We start from the raw sequence: 21743 nt of genomic DNA on the forward strand, positions 1-21743 counted from the left end.
AACAATTCTTACATAAGCAATAACATACAAATCATTTAAATCTTACCAATGCGAAATATATTGTTAGGTATACTGCTATTTGCAGTAAATACTGTTATATACAGTCAAAATCAACTTTCAGGAACCATAATAGATTCCAATACAGGAGAACCTGTTTTTAGTGCAAGTGTTTATTTTCCTCAACTGGAGAAAGGAACAATGAGCGGAGAAGATGGGAGCTTCACTATAAAAAATATCCCTGAAGGAACTTACAAATTGATCATCTCTTCCATAGGTTTTACTACCCAAAATCTGGAAGTCAGTATTCCTTCAGAAGGCATTAGAATAGCATTAAATCCTTCTGCCATAGAAATGGAAGAAGTAATTGTTTCTACGCCTTTTCATCAATTGCAAAGTGAAAATGTGATGAAAGTCGAAAGGGAAACTGTTTCTGAACTTAATAAAAAGGGAGCGATTAACCTTTCTGATGGAATTACTCAAATTGCCGGAGTGGAGAGTCTCACTACAGGTTTTGGAATAGGAAAACCGGTGATTAGAGGTTTAAGCTCTAACCGTGTATTGGTCTATACCCAGGGAGTGCGGCTGGAAAATCAGCAATATGGAGATGAACACGGTCTGGGCATTAGCTCTAAAGGGATTGGAAGTGTAGAAGTTATAAAGGGCCCTGCTTCCCTACTCTACGGAAGTGATGCCATTGGAGGAGTCCTCTATTTGAATCCAGAAAGATATGCCGCTGCCGGGAAAACCAACGCCGCATTAGAAGCCGATTATTTCAGCAATACCCTGGGCTACCAAACAAGTTTAATGGCAAAAACCTCTGGCGAAAAACTAAAATTTTTAGCTCGCGGAAGTTATGCTGCCCATAGTGATTATGAAGATGGAAATGATACGCGGGTGACCAATACCAGGTTCAATGAAAAAGATATTAAAGCAGGATTAGGGTTCCAGGATAAAAATTACAAAGCCGATCTGAGATATAACTTTAATCGAAGTGAAATTGGGATTCCAGAAGAAATTGGGGTTCAATCAAAGGATAAAGATCCACTTCTGCCCTATCAAAAAATTGATAACCATATTTTAAGCCTGGATAATAAATTCTATTTTCCTAATTCCAGTATCGATCTTAAGTTGGGGTACCAATATAACGACCGAAAGGAATTTGAGGAGCACCATGAGGAACATCATGAAGGTGAAGAAGAACATGAGGAAGAGGAACATGAAGAAGAGGAGGAACATGGGGAAGAAGAAGCTGGAGATGAACCTGCCCTTGAAATGCATTTAGAAACTCTAAATTATAACCTTAAATACAACCTGCCTAAAATGGGCAATTTTGAAACTATTACCGGCATCCAGGGAATGTATCAAACCAATAGGAATTTTGGGGAAGAAATCCTCATTCCAGATGCAGAGACCATGGATTTTGGAATTTTTGCCACTACCCATTACCACCTGGAAAGTTGGGATTTTCAGGGAGGAGTGCGATTCGATAACAGAAATATTGAAACAGAGGAATTCCAGGCAGAAGATGGTGATTTAATTGAAAGTATTGACAGAAGTTTTAATAGTTTCAACGCTGCCCTTGGCGCCAAATATCATTTCAATCAAAAATTCATCGCACGCCTTAATCTTGCCAGTGGTTTTCGGGCACCTAATTTATCTGAATTAACTTCCGACGGAAATCATAATGGAGCAAATCGTTATGAGATAGGAAATTCTGAGCTCGATAACGAGCAGAATTTTCAGATAGATCTTTCTCTGGAATGGAGAAATGAACATTTTGAAGCTTTTGTAAATGCTTTCAACAATAATGTTAATGATTATATCTTCATCAATCCAACAGGAGAGATAATCGAAGAAGAACCGGTTTTTAAATACGAGCAGGCGAATGCTAATTTATACGGTGGTGAAGTTGGTGTGCATATACATCCCCACCCGTTAGATTGGTTACATTTAGAGAGCAGTTTTGAAACGGTAACGGGTAAATTGAATGATGGAGGTTACTTACCTCTTATCCCGGCCAATTCATTGACCAATACTTTAAGAATCGAATTTGAAGGCGGGGAAACTTTTATGGAAAAATATACTTTTGTTAGACTAAAGAATGTTTTTGACCAAAACACTCCCGGCAGATTTGAAACTGAAACTGGAGGATATTCCTTATTGGGAGCCGGAGTAGGAACGGTTTTAAAACTGGATAAACTGCAAATAGATCTAAATCTTAGTGGCACCAACTTGCTTAACAAGACTTATATATCCCATCTCTCTCGTCTTAAGCCAGACGGTATTTTCAACATAGGTAGAAATATTATGTTTAGTGCAAATATTAAAATATAGTCTTAAGAGAATCTACTAACAATTTTAAAAAAAGAGGCTGTCTAAAATGTATTTAAAACGTCCTTTTGAATTTTTTCAGCTGGACGAAATAACATTTTTTTTAGACAGCCTCTTTATTTTATCTTATATTTTATTTGCTACGCTTCTCCCCTGGCCGGATAATCTTCTTTTAACACAAAAGAAATAGATTTTAGCAATTCATCAAATTTAGGCCTTGCAAAAGGCATGGATTGGATACTTGCCGAATACAGGGTTCTATCAGGTCTTATTAGAAAAAGTGCTGGTTCAAGAAATACATCCGGTTCTTCATCTTTTATTCCTTCCGAAATATAAAGATCCCATTTTCTGCCTTGTTCAATACTAAAACCATATCCTATATTTAGATTATCTATTTCCCATTCTTCAACAGTTTTTTGTGCCAGTTCCTCCGTATTGGAACTCACGCAAATCACATCTACACCCTTATCTCTAAAATCCTTCACTTTCGTATTTAATTCTTCCAGGTATTTTTTACATACAGGACAATGGAGACCGCGATAAAAAATAAGCATGGTGAAATTTTCCGGTTTGCTTTCGCGTAAATCCCATTTAAGGCCTTTGGTTGTTTTTACAATTAATTCTGGAACTTCCTGTCTTGGTTTTATGTTTTTCATCTGTCAATTTTTTGAAAATTACCAGAATTTATATTTTATCTATATTAAAGACCTGCCAATATTAAGTTAAGTTTTTTCGAAAATCTAGGGTAGATCGAGGTTTCGAAGAGTTTCAAGAAAAAAATGATGCATCTCTTCAGAATAATCCAAATGAGTAACTATTCTCAGTTTTCCCTGTCCCATATTACTAATCCTAATATTCTTTTCTGAAAGTTGTTTCAAAAACTCCTCTTCATTTTCAGCATTCTTTAAATAGAAGATGATAATATTTGTTTCTACAGGTTCAACTTTCTCTACATAATCTAATTCTTCAAGCATGTCTGCGATTTCCGAAGCCCGCTCATTATCTTTTTCGAGTTGCTCTAAATGGTTATCCAATGCATAAATACCTGCGGCAGCCATAAATCCTACCTGACGCATTCCACCGCCCAGTACTTTACGAATTCTAATGGCATTCTTCATTAATTCTTTATCACCGATTAAAACTGATCCCATAGGCGTTCCCAATCCTTTAGAAAGACAAACTGAAATAGTATCGAAAAGTTTTCCGTAATCTTTAGGATCTTCTTTTTTCTTAACCAGGGCATTAAAAAGCCTTGCCCCGTCCAGGTGTAAACCAAGCTCATGTTGATTGCAAACCTGCCTTATTTTCTTTATTTCTTCAAGATCGTAACAGGCGCCTCCTCCTTTATTTGTTGTATTCTCAAGACAAACCAAAGTGGTTAACGGACTATGATAGAAATCTGGCGGATTGATATTTTCTTCTACCTGTTGGGCGGTGATCATCCCCCGCACTCCGTCTACTAATTTACAGGAAACACCACTGTTAAAGGAAACTCCACCGCCTTCATAATTATATACGTGGGCCCACTTATCACAAATCAACTGTTCACCAGGTTGTGTGTGAAGCTTGATTGCTGCCTGATTGGCCATACTTCCTGTAGGAAAGAATAAAGCCTCCTCTTTACCAAACATATCGGCAAGCTTTTTCTCCAGTTTATTAATAGTAGGGTCTTCTTTATAAACGTCATCTCCTACTTCAGCAGTCATAATGGCCTGTAACATTCCTTTGGTTGGTCTTGTGACCGTATCACTTCTAAGATCTATCTCTTTCATTCTTTAATTTTTTACTAGATGCTAAGGTAAAAACTATCGAGTTCTTTTCTTAATAATTTGAATTCTATAATTTTTCATCCCTGGATCCACTTGTAAAAAACATCTGTATCATTTTGGCCTTCCCCGCCCAAAAACCGATTTTTTTAATTGATAGATTAAAAGGTTCCTATAGGTGAACCATCAGGAATTTCTGGCACATTTAATTCCAGTTCAAATTCTCCGGGTTTCTCACGAAACATTTTGATCTTTCTGTACATTTCTTTGGAAACAACATCATCCTTACCTCTTAACCAATTGGCCAAATTATCTATCTTTTCATTGGTTATTGCCCTGACTAATGGCGTGGATCTTTTGTGTATCGCTAAATTTAGAAGATGTTTAAAAACTACAAAATTGATGGTGTACTGAACTTCTGCTTCATAACTGTCCCCATTCCTTTTCTGTATGGTTTCTGAAATTAATTCATCCAGTAAAAATTCAAGATCTGGTAAATTTTTATCCACTGCATTTTGCTGGAGCATTCTTTCTGCTCTTGCCGGATGAAGAAGGAAACTCAATGTCATTTCACTTGCCGTTGCAGGCGCTCCAAAAGCATCAAAAGCGACATCTGTATTACTTTTGAAGGACTCTCTGTCCCGGGAATACCCATAGGCTCTTGGAGGAAATAACTTCAATTTTTCTTTTGGAATGGCAAGTTCTTCTGCTGATAAGGTTTTTAAAAGCGTTTTTAATGCTTCTTTCTGAAGTTTCTCCTCTACGTAGGTCACCACTTCATTATTTCCACCTTTCACCGCATATTCGTATTGAAGTCCGCCAATAAGCTTAACTGCTGCTTCCGTCTGGTATCTATGAAAAAAGTATAAAGGCACAAAAACATCTTCCAGGACAGAGTAAGGTTCATTTTTCCTGATATTATCAATCGAAAAATTCTCAATAGCCTTCTTTCTGATTTTCAGGATATTTTCAAGTTCTTCATTTGCATGTTTTCCATTATCCCATAAATGTGCCAGGGCATTAGCTCCTCCAGCTGCGCGTGCATCAGAATCTGTTATAAATATGAGTCCGTTATCACGAGCCTCTTCCAATATAGAATTAAGATATTCCTTTTCATCTCTGCTTTCAGGAATATCGCTATAGCTATACTTCGTGGTCACTTTATCCCAGGCCCCTATTCCTGTATCGTAAGCATTTCTAAAACTAATCTCTCCATTCTGTATCTCGAATTGAGGGTGAGGATAATCCATTACTGAAGCCCGATCTGCCGTACTGGCGGCAAAATTATGGGCAAAACCAATGGTATGTCCTACTTCATGAGCCGAAAGCTGACGGATTCTTGCCAGCGCCAGTTCCATCATCGGGTCATGATTGGCATCACTGCTGGCAAAAGGTTTATTCATAAGAGCCTGGGCGATCATAAAATCCTGCCGAATTCTCAAACTTCCCAGACTTACATGCCCTTTAATAATTTCGCCGGTTCTGGGATCTACCACACTGGCCCCATAACTCCAGCCCCGGGTTGAACGATGTACCCATTGGATCACATTATACCGAACGTCCAGAGGGTCTGCATCCTCTGGCAACATTTTTACCTGAAAAGCATTTTTATACCCTATAGCTTCAAAAGCCTGATCCCACCAGCTGGCACCTTCCAGTAGTGCAGATCTCACCGGCTCTGGTGTTCCTGGATCTAAATAATAAATAATTGGTTCAACAGCTTCGCTTACATCTGCCTTAGGATCTTTCTTTTCTAAACGATGTCTAACCGCATATCGCTTTTTAATTGGCTCGTAGACCGGGGAAGCATAATCCATATAAGAGATAAAGATTGCTCCGCTCCTGGGATCAAACTCACGCTTTTCATAATTATCATCGGGTAATTTTACAAAGGAATGGTGTTGGGTTACACTAATATTTTTAGCATCTGGCACTACTGAATTTATCGTTCGGCCTTTGGGTTCTCCTTTAAAGGTCAATAAAGCTTCAAATTCCGTATTTTCGGGAAATGCTTTAGTTCGATCCAGGGAAAGGGCGCTTTTAGATTTATCCAGCGTATAATTACCATACTCTCCTTTTTTTAATTTTTCTGCTACGCCATGAGCATCCTGCATTAAGAATGGCGTGAAATCTATAATGTATTTACCATCTTTTTCTTCCTTGATCTCAAAGCCGAAAATAACCGATTTGGCAAATGCTTCAGAAACACTTTGCTTTTCAGCCTGATTATCTGTGATCGCCCTAAAATTCTGATTTGGCTGAACCAATAAAAGCTTATTTCCAGCTTTCTGAAATTTCACCACGGCCTCTCCTCCAAGTTGTCCCCTATCCAGGCCAATATCGTTAGAACCAACCCCTGTAGTTAAAAAATGAGTGTATAAAAATTCCTGGTTAAGATTATCTACTTCAAGATAAATCTCATCCTCCTTCTGGTTGTAGTGAAAATCAAAATATCCTTCATATTTCTTTAAGCTATCTTTTTTTTCAAGGAATTGAGCCTTCATCATAAATGAAATACTGAAGACCAGAAGTATACAGGTGAAATTACGCATAGAAGTAGTTTTAAATGTCGTCTAAAACTAAAAAATATTCGTTAAATACTTTCTGAAAACACCCCTAAATTCTATTTTTACACTAAATCAACCATTGAATGATAACAATAGAGGATATTAAAGATCTCAAAGAGCGCCTGGTTGCGTTAAGGAGGTATCTTTGACATTGATGCCAAAAGGATCGAAATAACAAATATGGAGGAAAAGACCTTTGCTCCTGATTTCTGGAATGACCCTAAAAAGGCAGAACAGATCATGAAAGAGGTTAATTCTGAAAAAAGCTGGGTTGGCGATTATGAAAAAGCGGAAACCCTGGTAGATGATCTAGAGGTTATCTATGAATTTTACAAAGAAGACGAAGCTACTGCTGAGGATGTTCAGAATAGGTATGATAAAGCTTTAGACCTAATTGAAGACCTGGAGTTTAAAAACATGCTTTCTGAAGAAGGAGATAGTATGAGCGCTGTGCTTCAGATCACTGCCGGAGCCGGTGGAACCGAAAGTTGTGACTGGGCAGAAATGTTGATGAGGATGTATCTTATGTGGGCTGAAAAGCGAAAATTTAAGATACGTGAACTCAACTATCAGGCTGGTGATGTCGCAGGGATAAAAACAGTAACCCTGGAAATCGAGGGTGAATATGCTTTTGGGTGGCTAAAAGGTGAGAATGGTGTACATCGCCTGGTGCGAATTTCCCCATTTGATTCCAATGCTAAAAGACATACCTCATTTGCTTCGGTTTATGTTTATCCGTTGGTAGATGACAGTATAGAAATAGATATCAATCCGTCAGATCTTAGCTGGGAAACCATGAGATCTTCCGGGGCTGGGGGACAAAATGTAAATAAGGTGGAAACCGCTGTAAGACTGCGCCACGCCCCTACTGGAATTGTTATTGAAAATTCAGAAACCAGGTCACAGCTTGAAAATAAGAATAAGGCCATGCAATTATTGAAGAGTCAGTTATTTGAAATTGAGCTTCAGAAAAGACAGGCTCAACGCAGGGAAATAGAGGATTCTAAGATGAAGATTGAATGGGGATCACAGATACGTAATTATGTAATGCATCCTTATAAACTGGTGAAAGACGTAAGAACAGCTGAAGAAACTGGGAATGTAGATGATGTTATGAACGGCGATATCGATGCCTTTCTGAAATCTTTTCTAATGATGATGGGACAAAAGAACGAGGACTAATAAATTTTTATCTCAGTTTTTAAAAACTGATTTAATTGATTATTTTAAAGAAAAAGAATCGAATGTTAAAGATCTATCACAACGCGAGATGTAAAAAATCCAGGGAAGGATTAGAGATTTTAAATAATTCTGAAAAGGAATTTGAAGTAAAGGAATATTTAAAAGAACCTCTGGATGAGAATGAATTGGAAAAGCTGATCAAAAAATTAAAGATCACTCCAATACAACTGGTTCGAAAAAATGAAAAGATCTGGAAAGAAGAATATAAGAACAGGGATTTAAGTGATCGTGAAATTATAACAGCCATGGTTAAAAATCCTAAACTTATAGAAAGGCCTGTAGTGGAGAGCGATAAAGAAGCTGTAGTTGGCAGGCCGCCTTCAGATATTGAAAAATTGCTTTAAAAGAAAAACAATGAAACTTCAACACAGAATTGCATTGATTAGTGTCGCAACCGCTGCAGTGGCAGGTTTCGTCTATTCACAAATATATATCCACGAAAAGAACCGCAAGGAAATTAGGGATGTGGCTACAGAGCTTGCGCTTACGTGGAAAGAACAACTTGATCTTAGTGTTCAGCAAACCGAACTCCTGGAAGATACCATAATCGAGTATACTATTAAAAAGAACGAGATCATCAATTCAAGTCTGGGGAGCAATCAACAGATTAATAAGCTTAGAACTATTCAGAAGAATGAGCATAAAACCCTTCAAAAGTTTCTGAACGAAGATCAGTTTGAAAATTATATATTTTTGAATAAACAGATCACTCGAAAATCTTAGTTTTAAGATAATTAGGCTTGTTTTTCTTATACTTCTAGTTGCATTAACACAAAATTAACCGTTGTGGATTAAACTATTTTAATTCTGATGGGTCATAGAAAAAAAATTAATAATGACCATCCGAAAGATCTATTCCCTTAGTTTAATTCTAAGTTTACTCAGTATTTTTGCTTTTAATGTTTTTGCCCAGGCACCTGCCGATGTTGTAAAGTATACTATCACAGGTAAAGTGATAGATAATGAGTTGGAAGTTCCGCTAGAATATGCAACTATTTCTGTTCAGGATGTTAATGGCCCTTCAAATATTAATGGAGGTGTTACCAATGCCAATGGTGAATTTTCAGTAGAAGTTGAAGAAGGGACCTATAATATCCTGGTAGAATTTATTTCCTACGAAACAAAAGAGTTCAATAGCAGGCAAATCAATAAAGATTTGAATCTGGGCACCATAAAATTAGGCCTGGGTTCTGAAAATCTTGATGAAGTTGTGGTAAGGGCTGAGACTACACAGGTTGATATCAGGCTTGATAAAAAGATCTATAATATAGGTAAAGATTTGACCACAGCGGGAGGAACCGTTAGTGATGCATTAAATAATGTTCCATCGATTTCTGTTGATATAGAAGGAGGGATTAGCTTAAGAGGAAATGAAAATGTTAGGATCCTTATCAACGGCAAACCTTCCGCGATGGCGGGATTTGGAAATACAGATGTACTAAGTCAGTTACCTGCAGAAGCTATAGAAAGAGTTGAAGTGATCACCTCTCCTTCCGCCCGTTATGATGCAGAAGGAACTGCGGGGATCATCAACATTATCCTTAGAAAAAAAGAAACACTTGGCTTTAATGGTTCAGTAACTGTAAATGGTGGAATCCCTGAAAATGCCAGTATTTCTACCAATCTGAATTACCGTACCGATAAATACAACCTTTTTACCACCACCGGGTACAGATATTCTGAATCTCCCGGCTATGCTTTCTTTGATACTCGTTATTTTGATCCAAGAGCCGATGTCCTACTGGATAGTATCTCTTATGATAGAAATATAGAAGATAGGGATTACGATAGGATTAACCGTGGTTTTAATACCAATGTGGGAATGGAATACTATCTTTCAGATATGTCATCTATTACCGGAGCTATTTTTTACAGGTTGGGAGACGACCGTGATGTGACCAATAACCTCAATGATTATCTATTAGGAAATACGGAATTACTGGGAACCAATAGAATGGAAGTTGAAAATGAAGAAGATCAAAGCTACCAGCTCTCCCTAAATTATATAAAAAAGTTTGATAATAAGGGGCATCAATTAACGGCAGATTTTCAATTCGAGAACGACAGTGAAACTCAGGATGCTTTTATAGAAGAAATTACCACCTATAATAATACGGATAATAATGATATTGATATCCCTTCAGAATCCACGATTACTAAAGAGGATCAAAAAGAATATCTTATCCAGGCCGATTACGTATTGCCTATTGGAGAAGAGTCTCAATTTGAAGCAGGTTACCGTGGTAATTTTGAGAATGAGGTAACAGATTATAAACTTTTTCAGCAAAACGATCAGGATGAATTTGTTATAAATGAAAGTCAGACTAATATTTTTGATTATTCTGAAAATGTCCAGGCGCTTTATACTCAATACGGAACTAAGTTTGGGGATTTCAGCTTTCTTCTTGGTTTAAGATTAGAAAACACTAATTTAAAAGGTAAGATAGATTCAGAATTAACAGAAGCCGAATTACAGGAGGAATTTTCTTTTCCCATAGATACCGACTTTGACAATAACTATCTTGGTTTATTTCCTACAGTAAATCTTATTTATGAACTCGGTGAAGATGAAAATATTACCCTGGGCTATAACAGACGTATCAACAGGCCACGAGGATGGTATATTAATCCATTTCCATCGAGGAGCAGCCGTAATAATATTTTTCAGGGAAATCCGAACCTTAATCCGGCCTTTTCAAATGCCTTTGATCTGGGATATTTAAAAAAATGGGAGAAATTAACCTTTACTTCTTCGGTTTATTACCAGAGAGAAACTGATGCTTTTCAAAGGGTTCAGGAAGAAGTTTTTATTAGTGGACCTTCCGGCCAGCAGATAGAAGTGATTAGAAGTATCCCTTTTAACCTGGCCACTAACGATAGAATGGGTGGAGAAGTTGGTTTCCTGTATAATCCCGCAGACTGGCTTAGGCTTAATGGTAGTGTAAATATGTTTCGTTTTAAGCTAGATGGAGAATTTAATGGAACCGATTATAGTCAGGATAATTCAAGCTGGTTTGGTAGGTTCAGTTCCAAAGTAACTTTACCCTTGAAAATTGACTGGCAAACGAACTTATTTTACAGAGGTCCCTCGGAAGAAATACAGGGAACCCAGGAGGGTATTTTAAATGTAGACCTCGCTTTTAGTAAGGAAATTTTAAATGAAAAAGCAACGCTATCATTGAACGTCAGGGATATTTTTAACGGTAGGAAGAGGACCAGTTTCACCACTACAGAATTCTTTGAACAGGATAGTGAATTTCAATGGAGACAAGGGCAATCTGTAAATGTATCTTTTATCTATAGATTCAACCAGCAGAAGCAGAGACAAAATAGAAGAGAAAACGGGAATGAAGATTTTGATGAAGGTGAATTCTAATTTTAGATTTCGAGGTATAAAAAAAGGGACTAAAAATAGTCCCTTTTTTTATGCTTTTTCCGCTTTAGCTTTTTTTCGAGCTTCGCGTTTTTCTTTAATCAACTCTCCAACAGACCCTCCTATCCAATAGGGTAGAAACGCCATTAAAAAGATCATAAGCCAGAAACCCATCGTTAAAATTGCCAGAAAAGCTAAGAAACCAAGGTATTGATCGAATTCGAACATAACAGTCTAAGTTTGATTTGAATCACGTCAAAGATATGAAGTCTACCCGGCTTATCACAAAAAAACTCTTAGTTTTTTAACTTTTAATTAATGCTGAAAATCTTCTGATACTAGTTTTAGCTACTTAGGGAACACGTTTAAGCTTAAATTCCCCATCTATAATACCAAAAATTCCATCCAATCCATTGCTAAGCTCTTTACACGAAATTTTACCTTCAATTAGATCATCTTCGTTCTTTGTTATTTCAATAAAATTTGAAGTAAGATTTAATGCTGCCCGGGGAGCAATAACCCACTGTTCCGAATTTAAAGCCTTTTCATACCTGATCCAACTATTATTATATAGCTTATCTCCAAAGAAATACTTTCCGGGACCCTGGAAGTTTTCTACTAAAAATTCCATAGTATCACCATCGGTTGAAATTGCTCTTACATAAATTCAAAATTCCCTCAGGTCCAATTTCCCTGGTAAATTTTAGGGAAGCTACCTTATTGTCTGAATTGAATTCCAATCCATTTACATTCGCTATCAGATATTGATCTGATATTTCTGAATCATCATCATTAGTGCTACAACTTAAAATTGAAATAGCCAGCACTAATGAAAAAAAGTAATAGAAATAGTGCTTTTTCATCATGAGATATATTTAATTATAACTTCCTTAAAATTAACCCTATTATAAGTTTTACAAAAGGGGAATAACCCCCTATTTTCTATTTAATTTACTGAAAATGTGATATTTACATTATATTAAATCAAACCTTTTCATTCTCTCTAAAACAATTCAGATAGTTTTTTAGACCATATTTCTGAGGGTTTTCCAATTTCCTTTTATAAAATATACCTGTCTAATTTTAAAGTTTTTTTAGTTTAAAGAAATCTCGTAAAGCTTAACTTTGCGCGACAACCAATTTTTTTCATTTATGGATTATAGAATAGAGAAAGATACCATGGGGGACGTAAAAGTTCCTTCAGATAAATTATGGGGAGCCCAAACTGAACGTTCCAGAAACAATTTTAAGATTGGTGCGGCCTCTTCCATGCCCTTGGATATTATATATGGATTTGCCTATCTAAAAAAGGCGGCTGCTTACACTAACTGCGAACTTGGTGTCTTACCGGTAGACAAAAGAGATCTTATCGCTAAAGTTTGTGACGAAATTTTGGAAGGTAAGCACGACGATCAGTTTCCGCTGGTGATCTGGCAAACCGGAAGTGGTACTCAAAGCAATATGAATGTGAATGAGGTTATTGCGAACAGGGCACACCAAATTGCAGGAAAAACGATTGGAGAAGGTGAAAAAACACTTCAGCCTAACGATGATGTTAATAAATCCCAATCTTCGAATGATACCTTCCCTACCGGAATGCATATTGCAGCTTATAAAAAGATTACTAAAGTTACCCTTCCCGGACTTCGTAAACTGAGAGATACTCTCAAGAAAAAATCAGACGAATTTAAAAATACTGTAAAAATCGGCCGTACCCATTTTATGGATGCCACTCCCCTAACCTTAGGTCAGGAATTTAGCGGGTATGTAGCCCAACTTGATTTTGGAATTAGAGCCTTAGAAAATACTTTGCCTCACCTTGCTGAGCTTGCTCTAGGAGGAACAGCGGTAGGCACCGGTCTTAATACTCCAAAAGGATATTCAAAAAGGGTTGCAGAATTTATCGCTAAATTCACGGATATGCCGCTCGTTTCTGCAGGTAATAAATTTGAAGCTCTGGCTGCCCATGATGCTTTTGTAGAAACACACGGAGCATTAAAGCAACTGGCAGTTTCCCTGAACAAGATTGGAAACGATATAAGAATGCTTGCCTCAGGACCTCGAAGTGGAATTGGTGAAATCAATATTCCGGCAAACGAACCAGGATCATCCATCATGCCCGGTAAAGTAAATCCAACGCAATGTGAAGCATTAACCATGGTTTGTGCCCAGGTTATGGGAAATGATACTACCATAAGCGTTGGAGGAATGCAAGGCCAATTTGAGCTAAATGTATTCAAGCCCGTAATGGCAAATGCTTTACTGCAGAGCGCTCAATTACTGGGAGATGCCTGTCTATCTTTTGAAGAACACTGTGCAAGAGGAATTGAAGCCAATAATAAAAGAATTCAGGAGCATCTTAATAATTCACTGATGCTGGTAACGGCCTTAAACACGAAAATTGGCTATTATAAAGCAGCTGAAATTGCAAATACTGCGCATGAAAATGGCACTACTCTAAAAGAAGAAGCTGTAAACCTTGGTTATGTCACCGAAGAGCAGTTTGACGAATGGGTAGACCCAAAAGATATGGTTGGAAATTAAAATATATTCCAAATTCTATTATATTAAAAAAGCCCCGTTCGGGGCTTTTTTTAATATATTCTTCTAAATTGTATCGGCATTATTCCTTATCTCTTTCCTGGCTTTCTTCGCATAATGCTTCTGATATTTCCAATAAGATAAAGCTCCAAGAACAGCAACCCCAGCAAGGGTATAATAAATAAATGTTGGGGTGATCACTTTATCTCCACTGGCATATGAATGCAAACCACTCAAATAGAAATTCACTCCAAAATATGTCATCATTATCGATGCATAAGCGATTACCGACATGAAGTTAAAGATCCATCTTCCTCGTAAACCCGGAACTAATCTCATGTGAATTACAAAAGCATATACCATAATACTAATAAGTGCCCAGGTTTCTTTTGGGTCCCATCCCCAGTATCTACCCCAACTTTCATTAGCCCATTGTCCACCCAGGAAGTTTCCAATAGTCAACATCACCAGGCCAACTGTTAAGGCCATTTCAGTGATAATCGTTATTTCACGAATATTTAGTAGTATCTTTTTCTTATTGGAAGCAGTAGTTAGCGTCATTAGAAATAGAGATACTATTCCCAAAATCATTCCTAAAGTTAAGGGACCATAACTACCCACAATTACAGATACATGAATCATCAACCAGTAACTGTCCAATACCGGCACAAGATTAGCAATAGCTGGATCTGTCCAGTTCTGATGTGCGCTCCATAGGATTATAGCAGCTACAAAAGCCGTAGAGGCTATGGTTAAATTAGATTTTCTTCCGAAGGCAAGACCAAAGAACATGGTTGCCCAGGCCACGTAGATCATAGATTCGTAGGCATCGCTCCATGGTGCGTGACCAGAAATATACCATCTAGCTCCCAGGCCAACAGTATGAAGTGCAAAGAGAATTATTATAATGCCTACGCCGAGATAAATTATTCCACGTATAAATTTATTATCCTTAAAAATCCTTGAAATCACAAATATTAGCATGAATATACCCGAAAGCATATACATCCAGTAGAGATTTTTAAAAATATTGTATTTATTATAGGTGATTTCGGCATCAATTTTTTCTTCTGAAGGCATCACTTCTCCGCCAAATCTCTCCTGGTAACTTTTGATACTTTCAAGATATTTTTCAGCTTCTGAATAATCTCCTGTTTCGCGTGCATCTCTTAAGGCATTGATATAAAGCGGTAGGATTTGTTTTGTATAAACCGAATCCATTCCTTTTAAATTAACCTCATCTACTTCCTTAAACGATACCCATTTGTTATTCTCATCGCCAGGAACAGGAAAAATCTTTAAAATCTTTCCCTGTAGGGCCTGATAAAGGAGATTCACTTTTTTATCTGTTTCTATAAAATCTTTCTGAAACTTATTGGGGACTGCAGCCCTATATGCTTCATCAAGATATTCTGAGAGTTTATACTCCCCTGTTCTAGCGAAGAAATCGGTTAGGGAGAGATATTTTCTTCCTTCCTCAACTCCTAGTAAGTTATGGAGACTATCATTCTTTTTTTCTACAAAAATAAGTGGGACATTGTACCAGACCATGGGATTCTCTGTCATGGAAATCAATACCTGATCTGAACTTAGCCCTTCGTACTCATCGGTTTTACTAAGTTTTCTTAAGAGTTCTGACGAATAGGTATTAGCAGGTTTCATTCTTCCACCTGCATCCTGAATTACCAATCTCCCAAATTTAGCTGCATGCTTTTTAGCCACGGCATTGGACTTAATAATGCTGTCCATTTGAGATTTTTGAGATTCGCTATGCATATGTTCCTCCTCCTGAGCAAAAACTCCAGAAGTCATAAACATTAAAACCAAAATGGTGGACAAGGTCTTTTTCTTAGCCTTCACTTTGTCCAGCATTACTTTAAGATTTCCGAAACGAGAACCTTTATCAAACAAAATCAACATAAGCCCTAAATAAAGTAGAAAATAACCAATATAGGTAATCCAGGTACCCCAGAAATCATGATTAACAGAAAGAACAGTACCTTTTTCGTCAGGGTCAAAACTGGATTGAAAGAACCGGTATCCTTGTTCATCCAAAACATGATTCATATAAATTTCATAGGGCATGGGGTTCTCACCATCTCTAATTACCTCAACCTTACTTTTAAACGAAGCGTATCCGGGCGTTTCCCTATCGGCCGTACCGGGATATTTTTCTGCAATAAAATCATTCAGTTTAATGGCAAACGGTAACTCTTTTTCAATGGAGCCATAATTCACAAAAATGTCCAGACCGCCAAGATTTAATTGTGTTGGATCACTTACAGTGCCCTGTCCCCCTAACAAAGTGACGGTTTCAGAATCACCTTCCGTAGAAACCTTTAAAGTCACCGCATCAAGATCCTGTTTTGTTTTCGGATTGGTAGGAACCACATCATACTCACCTTTAACCACCGGTTCAGGAATAACAAATTGCATATTCCCAATATTGTATAAGGATCTAAGCATAAGTGTTTGGGTAGAATCTTTTACCAGTTCCCCCTGCTCTTGATCTGCCATCCTCATATAAGTTCCTTCAAAAGGAGAGTGGATAAGATATTTCCCATCTTCTGAAACCTGGATATTTACAGCTCCATCCTGCGGACTATTCAGCGTGAAAAGTACATTATGGATATTGCTTACCTGTCCTTCCTGAAGATAATGATCGTGGCGTTGCCCATCTCCCGCTTCCACTATTTTTAAATAATTCTCCCCATCTTCTGTAGGAACCAGCGCTTCTTCAGCGCCATGTATAAAATTTGTAACTTCAAATTTTACCGGCTGACCGTTAAAATCGGTATTTAGCACATAATCGTTTTCCACTTCGGGTCCAAACAACACGTCCTCCTGTAAAACCCGACGCCTTGGCTGCCCGTCTATTTCACCATCGATAAAGAAAGTAAGATGGGGATTGTAAGAAAGGTATTTATTAGTGGTTTCTCCTTCCCTTATTGGCATGATGCCCTCATAACTGATATAACGGGTAATAAATGCACCTATAAGAATTAAGATAAAAGACAAATGAAGCAACAAACTACTCCACTTTTCCCTTTTATGAAGATTATATCTTTCGATATTCCCTATAAAGTTGATAAGAAGAAATAGCATAATGCCTTCAAACCACCAGGCATTATAAATTAGAATTCTTGCGGTTTCAATACTGTACCAGGTTTCTATAAATGTACCCATGGCCATAGCAATTGCAAAAAGAATAAATAAGACGGCCATTATTCGGGTAGAAAAAAGGATAGAGGCTATTTTTTTCTGCATGGAAAAAGTGTCATTTTAACGGCTGCAAATTTAACGATTTATTATCATTTTTTAGGGCTTATCGCAATTCATTCTGAAGTGTACAAGTGTTAATTTTACCTGCTTGAAAATTTTGGTATTTTAGCCACATGAAGAAAGTGGTAATTATTGGCGCGGGGAACGTTGCAACGCACTTATACCAAAGCTTTAAAAAAGCTAAACAACTTGATGTAATTCAGGTTTTTAACCGAAATTTCGAGAAGCTACACTTTGTCAAAGACGAAGAACAAAAAGTCTCGGTTTTAGAAGATCTTAAAGAAGCAGATTTATATATAATCGCAATAAACGATGAAGCTATAGAAGAATTGGCGGAGAAACTCTATCCTAAAAAAGGAATGATAGTTCATACATCAGGCAGCCAGGCAATGCAAATTCTATCAAAATTTGAGAATCATGGCGTCTTCTATCCGCTTCAAACTTTTTCGAAAAATAAACAGGTAGACTTTTCAGAAATACCTGTTTGCCTGGAAGCAAATTCAGAAGAAAATTTAGAGTTCCTTAAAGTGATTGCTTCCGCAGTTAGCAACAGGGTTTTTAAAGTAGATTCAGAACAAAGAAAGGCATTACATGTCTCTGCAGTTTTCGTAAATAATTTCAGTAACCATCTTTTTACTCTCGCAGCAGATTTCTGTAAAAAAGAAGACCTGCCATTCGATATTTTAAGGCCTTTGATTAAAGAAACCGTGGTGAAATTAGAGAGTTTAGATCCGTATGCTGCTCAAACCGGTCCTGCGCTGAGAAACGACCAAAAAACAATTTCGGCACATCTTGAAATGTTAGATGGTGACCGAAAAAAAATCTATACAATATTAACCGAATCTATTCAGAAATTTCATGGAAAAAAGCTATAAAGAACATTTAAACCAGATTAACACCTTTGTATTTGATGTTGACGGTGTGCTTACCGACAGCTCTATACAAATTTCTACCGATGGTGAACTTTTAAGAACAATGAATACCAAAGACGGCTATGCCATGAAAATGGCACAAAAAGCAGGTTATACGGTATGTATCATTAGTGGCGGAAAAAATGAAGGTGTGAGACAACGACTTAGAGGCCTTGGAATTACTGATATTTACCTTGGAATCGATGATAAGGTGGAACAAATTGATGAATTTTTTGATATTTACAACATTAAACCGGAAGAGGTCCTATATATGGGAGATGATATTCCAGATTATTATCCTATGAAACTTGTAGGACTTCCCTGCTGTCCCCAGGATGCAGTGCCAGAAGTAAAGGAAATCTCTCTTTATATCTCTCATAAAAACGGAGGGGAAGGTTGTGTTCGGGATGTTATAGAACAGGTTATGAAAGTCCAGGGAAAATGGATGGACAAAAACTCCTAAATTAATGTGGAATTATCTTAAACTTATAAGGGCAGGCAATCTCCTGTTTATAGCGCTCACCATGTTTCTTATTAAATATGGGCTTTTTGAAGCTTTTGGAGTTGCTATTACACTAAACCTTTTTGGTTTTTCGCTGCTGGTTTTAGCTGTAATGAGTGTGGCAGCTTCGGGATATGTGATCAACGATATCTTTGATATTCCTGCAGATATTGAAAATAAACCTCAACGTACCCTTATTAATACACATATTTCAGAGAAAATCGCCTACCGAATTTTCTTTGCCCTTAATGTTATTGGAGTTGGCCTGGGATTTTATTTATCCAATATGATAGGAAGACCGGGATTTTCGGCATTTTTTATCTTAGGTTCTGCCATTCTTTATATTTATAATTCGCAGCTTCAGCAAACTATTTTAGTGGGTAACATCGTGGTAAGCATAATTGTGGGATTAATCCCTGTTGGGGTAGGACTGTATGATCTGTTACCGGCCATCACACCTCAAAATCAGCAAACACAGTCGGTTATATTTTCAATTTTAATCGATTATTCCATTTTCGCTTTTTTTATAAACCTGCTTCGGGAAATAGTAAAGGATCAGGAAGATATCGGTGGAGATTACAATGCGGGCTACAAAACACTTCCTATAGCTTTAGGTAAAAAACGCACCAATAAGATCCTTTTTGGATTAGCGCTTATTCCATTAGGATTTTTGATCTATTATATCTACCAGTATCTATTCGAAAATATACCTGCAGTGATCTACGCACTTTTCCTTCTGGTTGCTCCTCTCCTATTCTTTTTGATTAATATCTGGACTGCTGAAAAGAAATCTGAATACACCAGATTGAGCCTTGTTCTGAAACTGGTTCTTTTCTTTGGCCTGATATCCATAGGCTTATTACAATTTATTTTACTCTAAAATTATGCTGAAAGAATTACTGAAAGATCATGAAATTATACTGGCTTCAGGTTCACCGAGAAGGCAAAAAATCTTTAAAGATCTCAAAATTCCTGTAACTATAGATGTTCGACCGATAGATGAAATTTTTCCTGAACATTTAAAAAAAGAAGAAATTACCGATTTTCTTTCAGCGCTTAAAGCGGAAGCATTTAAAAAAGATCTTAAGAAGAATCAAATCTTGATTACCAGTGACACTATCGTTTATAATGATGGGAAAGCCCTGGGAAAACCAAAAGATCATAAGCAAGCTGTGGAAATGATAAAATCACTGTCTGGAAAGGATCATGAGGTGATCACCTCTGTTTGCTTTACCACAACAAATGAACAAAAGATTCTAAACCATACTACCAAAGTCACTTTTTCAGCATTAAGCGATAAGGAGATTGAATATTATGTCTCTAATTATAAACCTTTTGATAAAGCCGGTGGATATGCTATCCAGGAATGGATTGGCCTCATAGGCATCGAAAAGATAGAAGGCAGCTATTTTAATGTGGTAGGACTTCCCACCCATGAAGTCTATAAAACAATAAAAAAAATTCTTGAAACTGACTATCCCCAAGGCAAGATATAGGGGTATTTCGCCGTACCGATAGTTACCACTATCATTTGGCCCTCCCCGGCCAAAAACTGATTTTTTTATTTCCCCTCACCCGGAACTGCGAAAAAGCAGCTCCCACCTCTCCCCTGGGAGAGGTGAAGCGGAAACCGCGAGGCAGAGCCGTGGGGGAATTTGTAAGATTGAAAAACTTATACAATCCTAAATTTGTAACTTTAAATAAAAATTATGTTTCGGTGCTTAGTTTTCATTCTACCCTTTCTTTTAATTTCATGTGCAAAATCTTCCGAAGAAAAACATGAACTAATACTTTCTACAGCGTTCAAAGATTACTGGTATTCTGGAGAAGCTGAAATAACTTCCTACAAATTAGAACAAGCCCGGTATGGAGAAATAAGGCAAGGTGAAGCGGTGCTTATTTATGTAACCGAAGATTTTCTTCCACAAGAACAGGTAAAAGCAGGAAGCAGGAAGGAAGAAAATATCTCAGTGCTTAAATTAAACGCCACTAAAAATTTTAATACTGGTATTTACCCTTACAGTATTATGCAAAGCACGTTTTATCCTTTGAACGGAGAAAAGCATGCTTTAAAAGTTTCAGCATCTATACAGGAATGGTGTGGGCATGTATATATGCAACTCAATAATAAAGATGATTTTCAGATAATAAGTCATTCTTATTTTGCAGGCGAAGCAGATGAACAAATTGAACTGGATAAAATTCATTTGGAAAATGAAATATGGAATATGCTTAGAATAAAACCCGATCAACTTCCGACGGGGGAATTTAAAATACTTCCGTCTTTTGAATATTTGAGGTTAAGCCACCAGGAGATTAGAGCATATTTGGCAATTGGAGAGTTTTATACAATAGATCAATTAAACGTTTATCAATTAACTTACCCCGAGTTAAAACGAGAGTTAAAAATATACTACAGCAGGACATTCCCTTATACTATTGAAAAATGGGAGGAATCCTATCCTTCTGGTTTTGGCGATAAAGCTGAAATATTAACGACAACAGCCATCAAAAAAGAGCGTATAAAGACCGATTATTGGAATAGGAATTCGAATAAAAATCTACCTTTGCGAGAAAAACTGGAATTAAATTAATGTACGAGATTCTTACTACATACCGTTACGAGTTAGTATACTCACTGGGAATACTTATTCTTTTAATGGTCATACAATTCGTATTAAAGAAGGCCGCGAACAAGGTTGGCAAAAGGAGTGAAATAAATATTACCCGCACCAGGTTAATGTTTAAATACATCAATATTCTTATCATCCTGATTGCCATATTCTTGTTGTCGTTTGCCTGGGGAGTTGGATTATCTGAATTAGCTCTAATCTTTTCTTCTACCTTTGCGGTGATTGGGGTAGCGCTTTTTGCTATCTGGTCTATACTTAGTAATATCACTTCAGGAATTATCATGTTCTTTTCATTCCCGTATAAAATTGGGAACACTATTAAAATTCATGATAAGGACCTGCCGATAGAAGCAGAAATTGAAGATATTAAAGCTTTTCACTTACACCTAAGGACTTCAGAAGGCGAACTTATCACCTATCCTAATAATCTTATTCTTCAGAAAGCAGTGTCATTAATTGAAAGGGAGAAAAGACAGGATGATGGTAAAGAGGCTCTTTAATAACAAAAGAAGCTGAAATATTCTTACAGAGGAAGTGAAAGTTGCCATGTTCAAGTGATAAATGCAACTGGCCAAGTTGATTTTAATTTTTCTAT

19 protein-coding genes are annotated in these 21743 nt (G+C 37.0%); 12 read left to right on the top strand and 7 right to left on the bottom strand.

What is annotated here, in order from left to right; translation table 11 throughout:
* Positions 1 to 48: 48 nt before the first annotated feature.
* Complete coding sequence (locus Q1K34_RS13355) at positions 49 to 2334, top strand: TonB-dependent receptor (RefSeq protein ID WP_300439841.1); 2286 nt, start codon at positions 49 to 51, stop codon at positions 2332 to 2334.
* 137 nt (positions 2335 to 2471) lie between these two features.
* Here Q1K34_RS13355 and Q1K34_RS13360 read toward each other — a convergent pair whose 3' ends face one another.
* From Q1K34_RS13360 to Q1K34_RS13370, 3 genes are all read right to left on the bottom strand, one after another.
* Complete coding sequence (locus Q1K34_RS13360) at positions 2472 to 2987, bottom strand: redoxin domain-containing protein (RefSeq protein ID WP_300439844.1); 516 nt, start codon at positions 2985 to 2987, stop codon at positions 2472 to 2474.
* A gap of 84 nt (positions 2988 to 3071) precedes the next feature.
* Entirely contained in the window at positions 3072 to 4103 is a 1032-nt protein-coding gene (locus tag Q1K34_RS13365; protein WP_300439847.1) for a GntG family PLP-dependent aldolase, read from the bottom strand.
* 155 nt (positions 4104 to 4258) lie between these two features.
* Complete coding sequence (locus Q1K34_RS13370) at positions 4259 to 6649, bottom strand: zinc-dependent metalloprotease (protein WP_300439850.1); 2391 nt, start codon at positions 6647 to 6649, stop codon at positions 4259 to 4261.
* Positions 6650 to 6747: 98 nt separating this feature from the next.
* On the opposite strand from Q1K34_RS13370, the gene prfB reads away from it, so the two are divergent.
* The 4 genes from prfB to Q1K34_RS13390 all read left to right on the top strand — a co-directional run bounded on the left by prfB (position 6748) and on the right by Q1K34_RS13390 (position 11282).
* Positions 6748 to 7846 (top strand): peptide chain release factor 2 gene (gene prfB / locus Q1K34_RS13375; protein ID WP_300439852.1). Its coding sequence is split into 2 segments (ribosomal slippage): positions 6748 to 6810 and positions 6812 to 7846, totalling 1098 coding nucleotides; the frame shifts between segments, so codons are not numbered across the junction.
* A gap of 62 nt (positions 7847 to 7908) precedes the next feature.
* Positions 7909 to 8250 carry an arsenate reductase (glutaredoxin) gene (gene arsC / locus Q1K34_RS13380; protein ID WP_300439854.1) on the top strand — a complete coding sequence of 114 codons (342 nt, stop codon included), beginning with the start codon at positions 7909 to 7911 and terminating at the stop codon, positions 8248 to 8250.
* Positions 8251 to 8260: 10 nt separating this feature from the next.
* The gene (locus tag Q1K34_RS13385; RefSeq protein WP_300439856.1) at positions 8261 to 8629 is read left to right on the top strand and encodes a hypothetical protein; all 369 of its coding nucleotides are present in this window, start codon (positions 8261 to 8263) and stop codon (positions 8627 to 8629) included.
* A gap of 112 nt (positions 8630 to 8741) precedes the next feature.
* Complete coding sequence (locus Q1K34_RS13390; protein WP_300439859.1) at positions 8742 to 11282, top strand: TonB-dependent receptor; 2541 nt, start codon at positions 8742 to 8744, stop codon at positions 11280 to 11282.
* Between the two features lie 48 nt (positions 11283 to 11330).
* Here the strand turns inward: Q1K34_RS13390 and Q1K34_RS13395 are convergent, their stop codons facing one another.
* The 3 genes from Q1K34_RS13395 to Q1K34_RS13405 form a co-directional block, all read right to left on the bottom strand.
* Entirely contained in the window at positions 11331 to 11507 is a 177-nt protein-coding gene (locus tag Q1K34_RS13395; protein ID WP_026934940.1) for a hypothetical protein, read from the bottom strand.
* A 124-nt stretch (positions 11508 to 11631) separates the two neighbouring features.
* Positions 11632 to 11910, bottom strand: a complete 279-nt coding sequence (locus tag Q1K34_RS13400) for a hypothetical protein (protein WP_300439867.1) — start codon at positions 11908 to 11910, stop codon at positions 11632 to 11634.
* A gap of 4 nt (positions 11911 to 11914) precedes the next feature.
* Entirely contained in the window at positions 11915 to 12145 is a 231-nt protein-coding gene (locus Q1K34_RS13405; protein ID WP_300439870.1) for a hypothetical protein, read from the bottom strand.
* 286 nt (positions 12146 to 12431) lie between these two features.
* Here Q1K34_RS13405 and fumC point away from each other — a divergent pair, with 286 nt between their 5' ends.
* The gene (fumC, locus tag Q1K34_RS13410; protein ID WP_300439873.1) at positions 12432 to 13823 is read left to right on the top strand and encodes a class II fumarate hydratase; all 1392 of its coding nucleotides are present in this window, start codon (positions 12432 to 12434) and stop codon (positions 13821 to 13823) included.
* 63 nt (positions 13824 to 13886) lie between these two features.
* Here the strand turns inward: fumC and ccsA are convergent, their stop codons facing one another.
* Positions 13887 to 17087: a cytochrome c biogenesis protein CcsA gene (gene ccsA, locus Q1K34_RS13415; RefSeq protein ID WP_300439876.1), complete on the bottom strand. Its 3201-nt coding sequence runs from the start codon at positions 17085 to 17087 to the stop codon at positions 13887 to 13889.
* 128 nt (positions 17088 to 17215) lie between these two features.
* Between ccsA and Q1K34_RS13420 the strand changes: the two genes are divergently transcribed.
* The 6 genes from Q1K34_RS13420 to Q1K34_RS13445 all read left to right on the top strand — a co-directional run bounded on the left by Q1K34_RS13420 (position 17216) and on the right by Q1K34_RS13445 (position 21648).
* Positions 17216 to 17977 carry a DUF2520 domain-containing protein gene (locus Q1K34_RS13420; RefSeq protein ID WP_300439879.1) on the top strand — a complete coding sequence of 254 codons (762 nt, stop codon included), beginning with the start codon at positions 17216 to 17218 and terminating at the stop codon, positions 17975 to 17977.
* Positions 17961 to 18476 carry an HAD-IIIA family hydrolase gene (locus Q1K34_RS13425; RefSeq protein WP_300439881.1) on the top strand — a complete coding sequence of 172 codons (516 nt, stop codon included), beginning with the start codon at positions 17961 to 17963 and terminating at the stop codon, positions 18474 to 18476. Before Q1K34_RS13420 ends, Q1K34_RS13425 begins: the two co-directional genes overlap by 17 nt.
* A 4-nt stretch (positions 18477 to 18480) precedes the next feature.
* Positions 18481 to 19395 (top strand): geranylgeranylglycerol-phosphate geranylgeranyltransferase, encoded by a 915-nt coding sequence (locus tag Q1K34_RS13430; protein WP_300439884.1) that lies wholly within the window; start codon positions 18481 to 18483, stop codon positions 19393 to 19395.
* Positions 19396 to 19399: 4 nt separating this feature from the next.
* On the top strand, positions 19400 to 20011 hold the full coding sequence (locus Q1K34_RS13435) for a Maf-like protein (protein ID WP_300439886.1): 612 nt from the start codon (positions 19400 to 19402) through the stop codon (positions 20009 to 20011).
* A gap of 213 nt (positions 20012 to 20224) precedes the next feature.
* On the top strand, positions 20225 to 21109 hold the full coding sequence (locus tag Q1K34_RS13440) for a septum formation inhibitor Maf (RefSeq protein WP_300439888.1): 885 nt from the start codon (positions 20225 to 20227) through the stop codon (positions 21107 to 21109).
* The gene (locus Q1K34_RS13445; RefSeq protein ID WP_300439891.1) at positions 21109 to 21648 is read left to right on the top strand and encodes a mechanosensitive ion channel domain-containing protein; all 540 of its coding nucleotides are present in this window, start codon (positions 21109 to 21111) and stop codon (positions 21646 to 21648) included. Before Q1K34_RS13440 ends, Q1K34_RS13445 begins: the two co-directional genes overlap by 1 nt.
* The last annotated feature ends 95 nt before the right edge of the window (positions 21649 to 21743 follow it).

This window comes from Christiangramia sp. (genome assembly GCF_029937855.1).
In the GTDB taxonomy this organism is placed as follows: Bacteria; Bacteroidota; Bacteroidia; order Flavobacteriales; family Flavobacteriaceae; genus Christiangramia.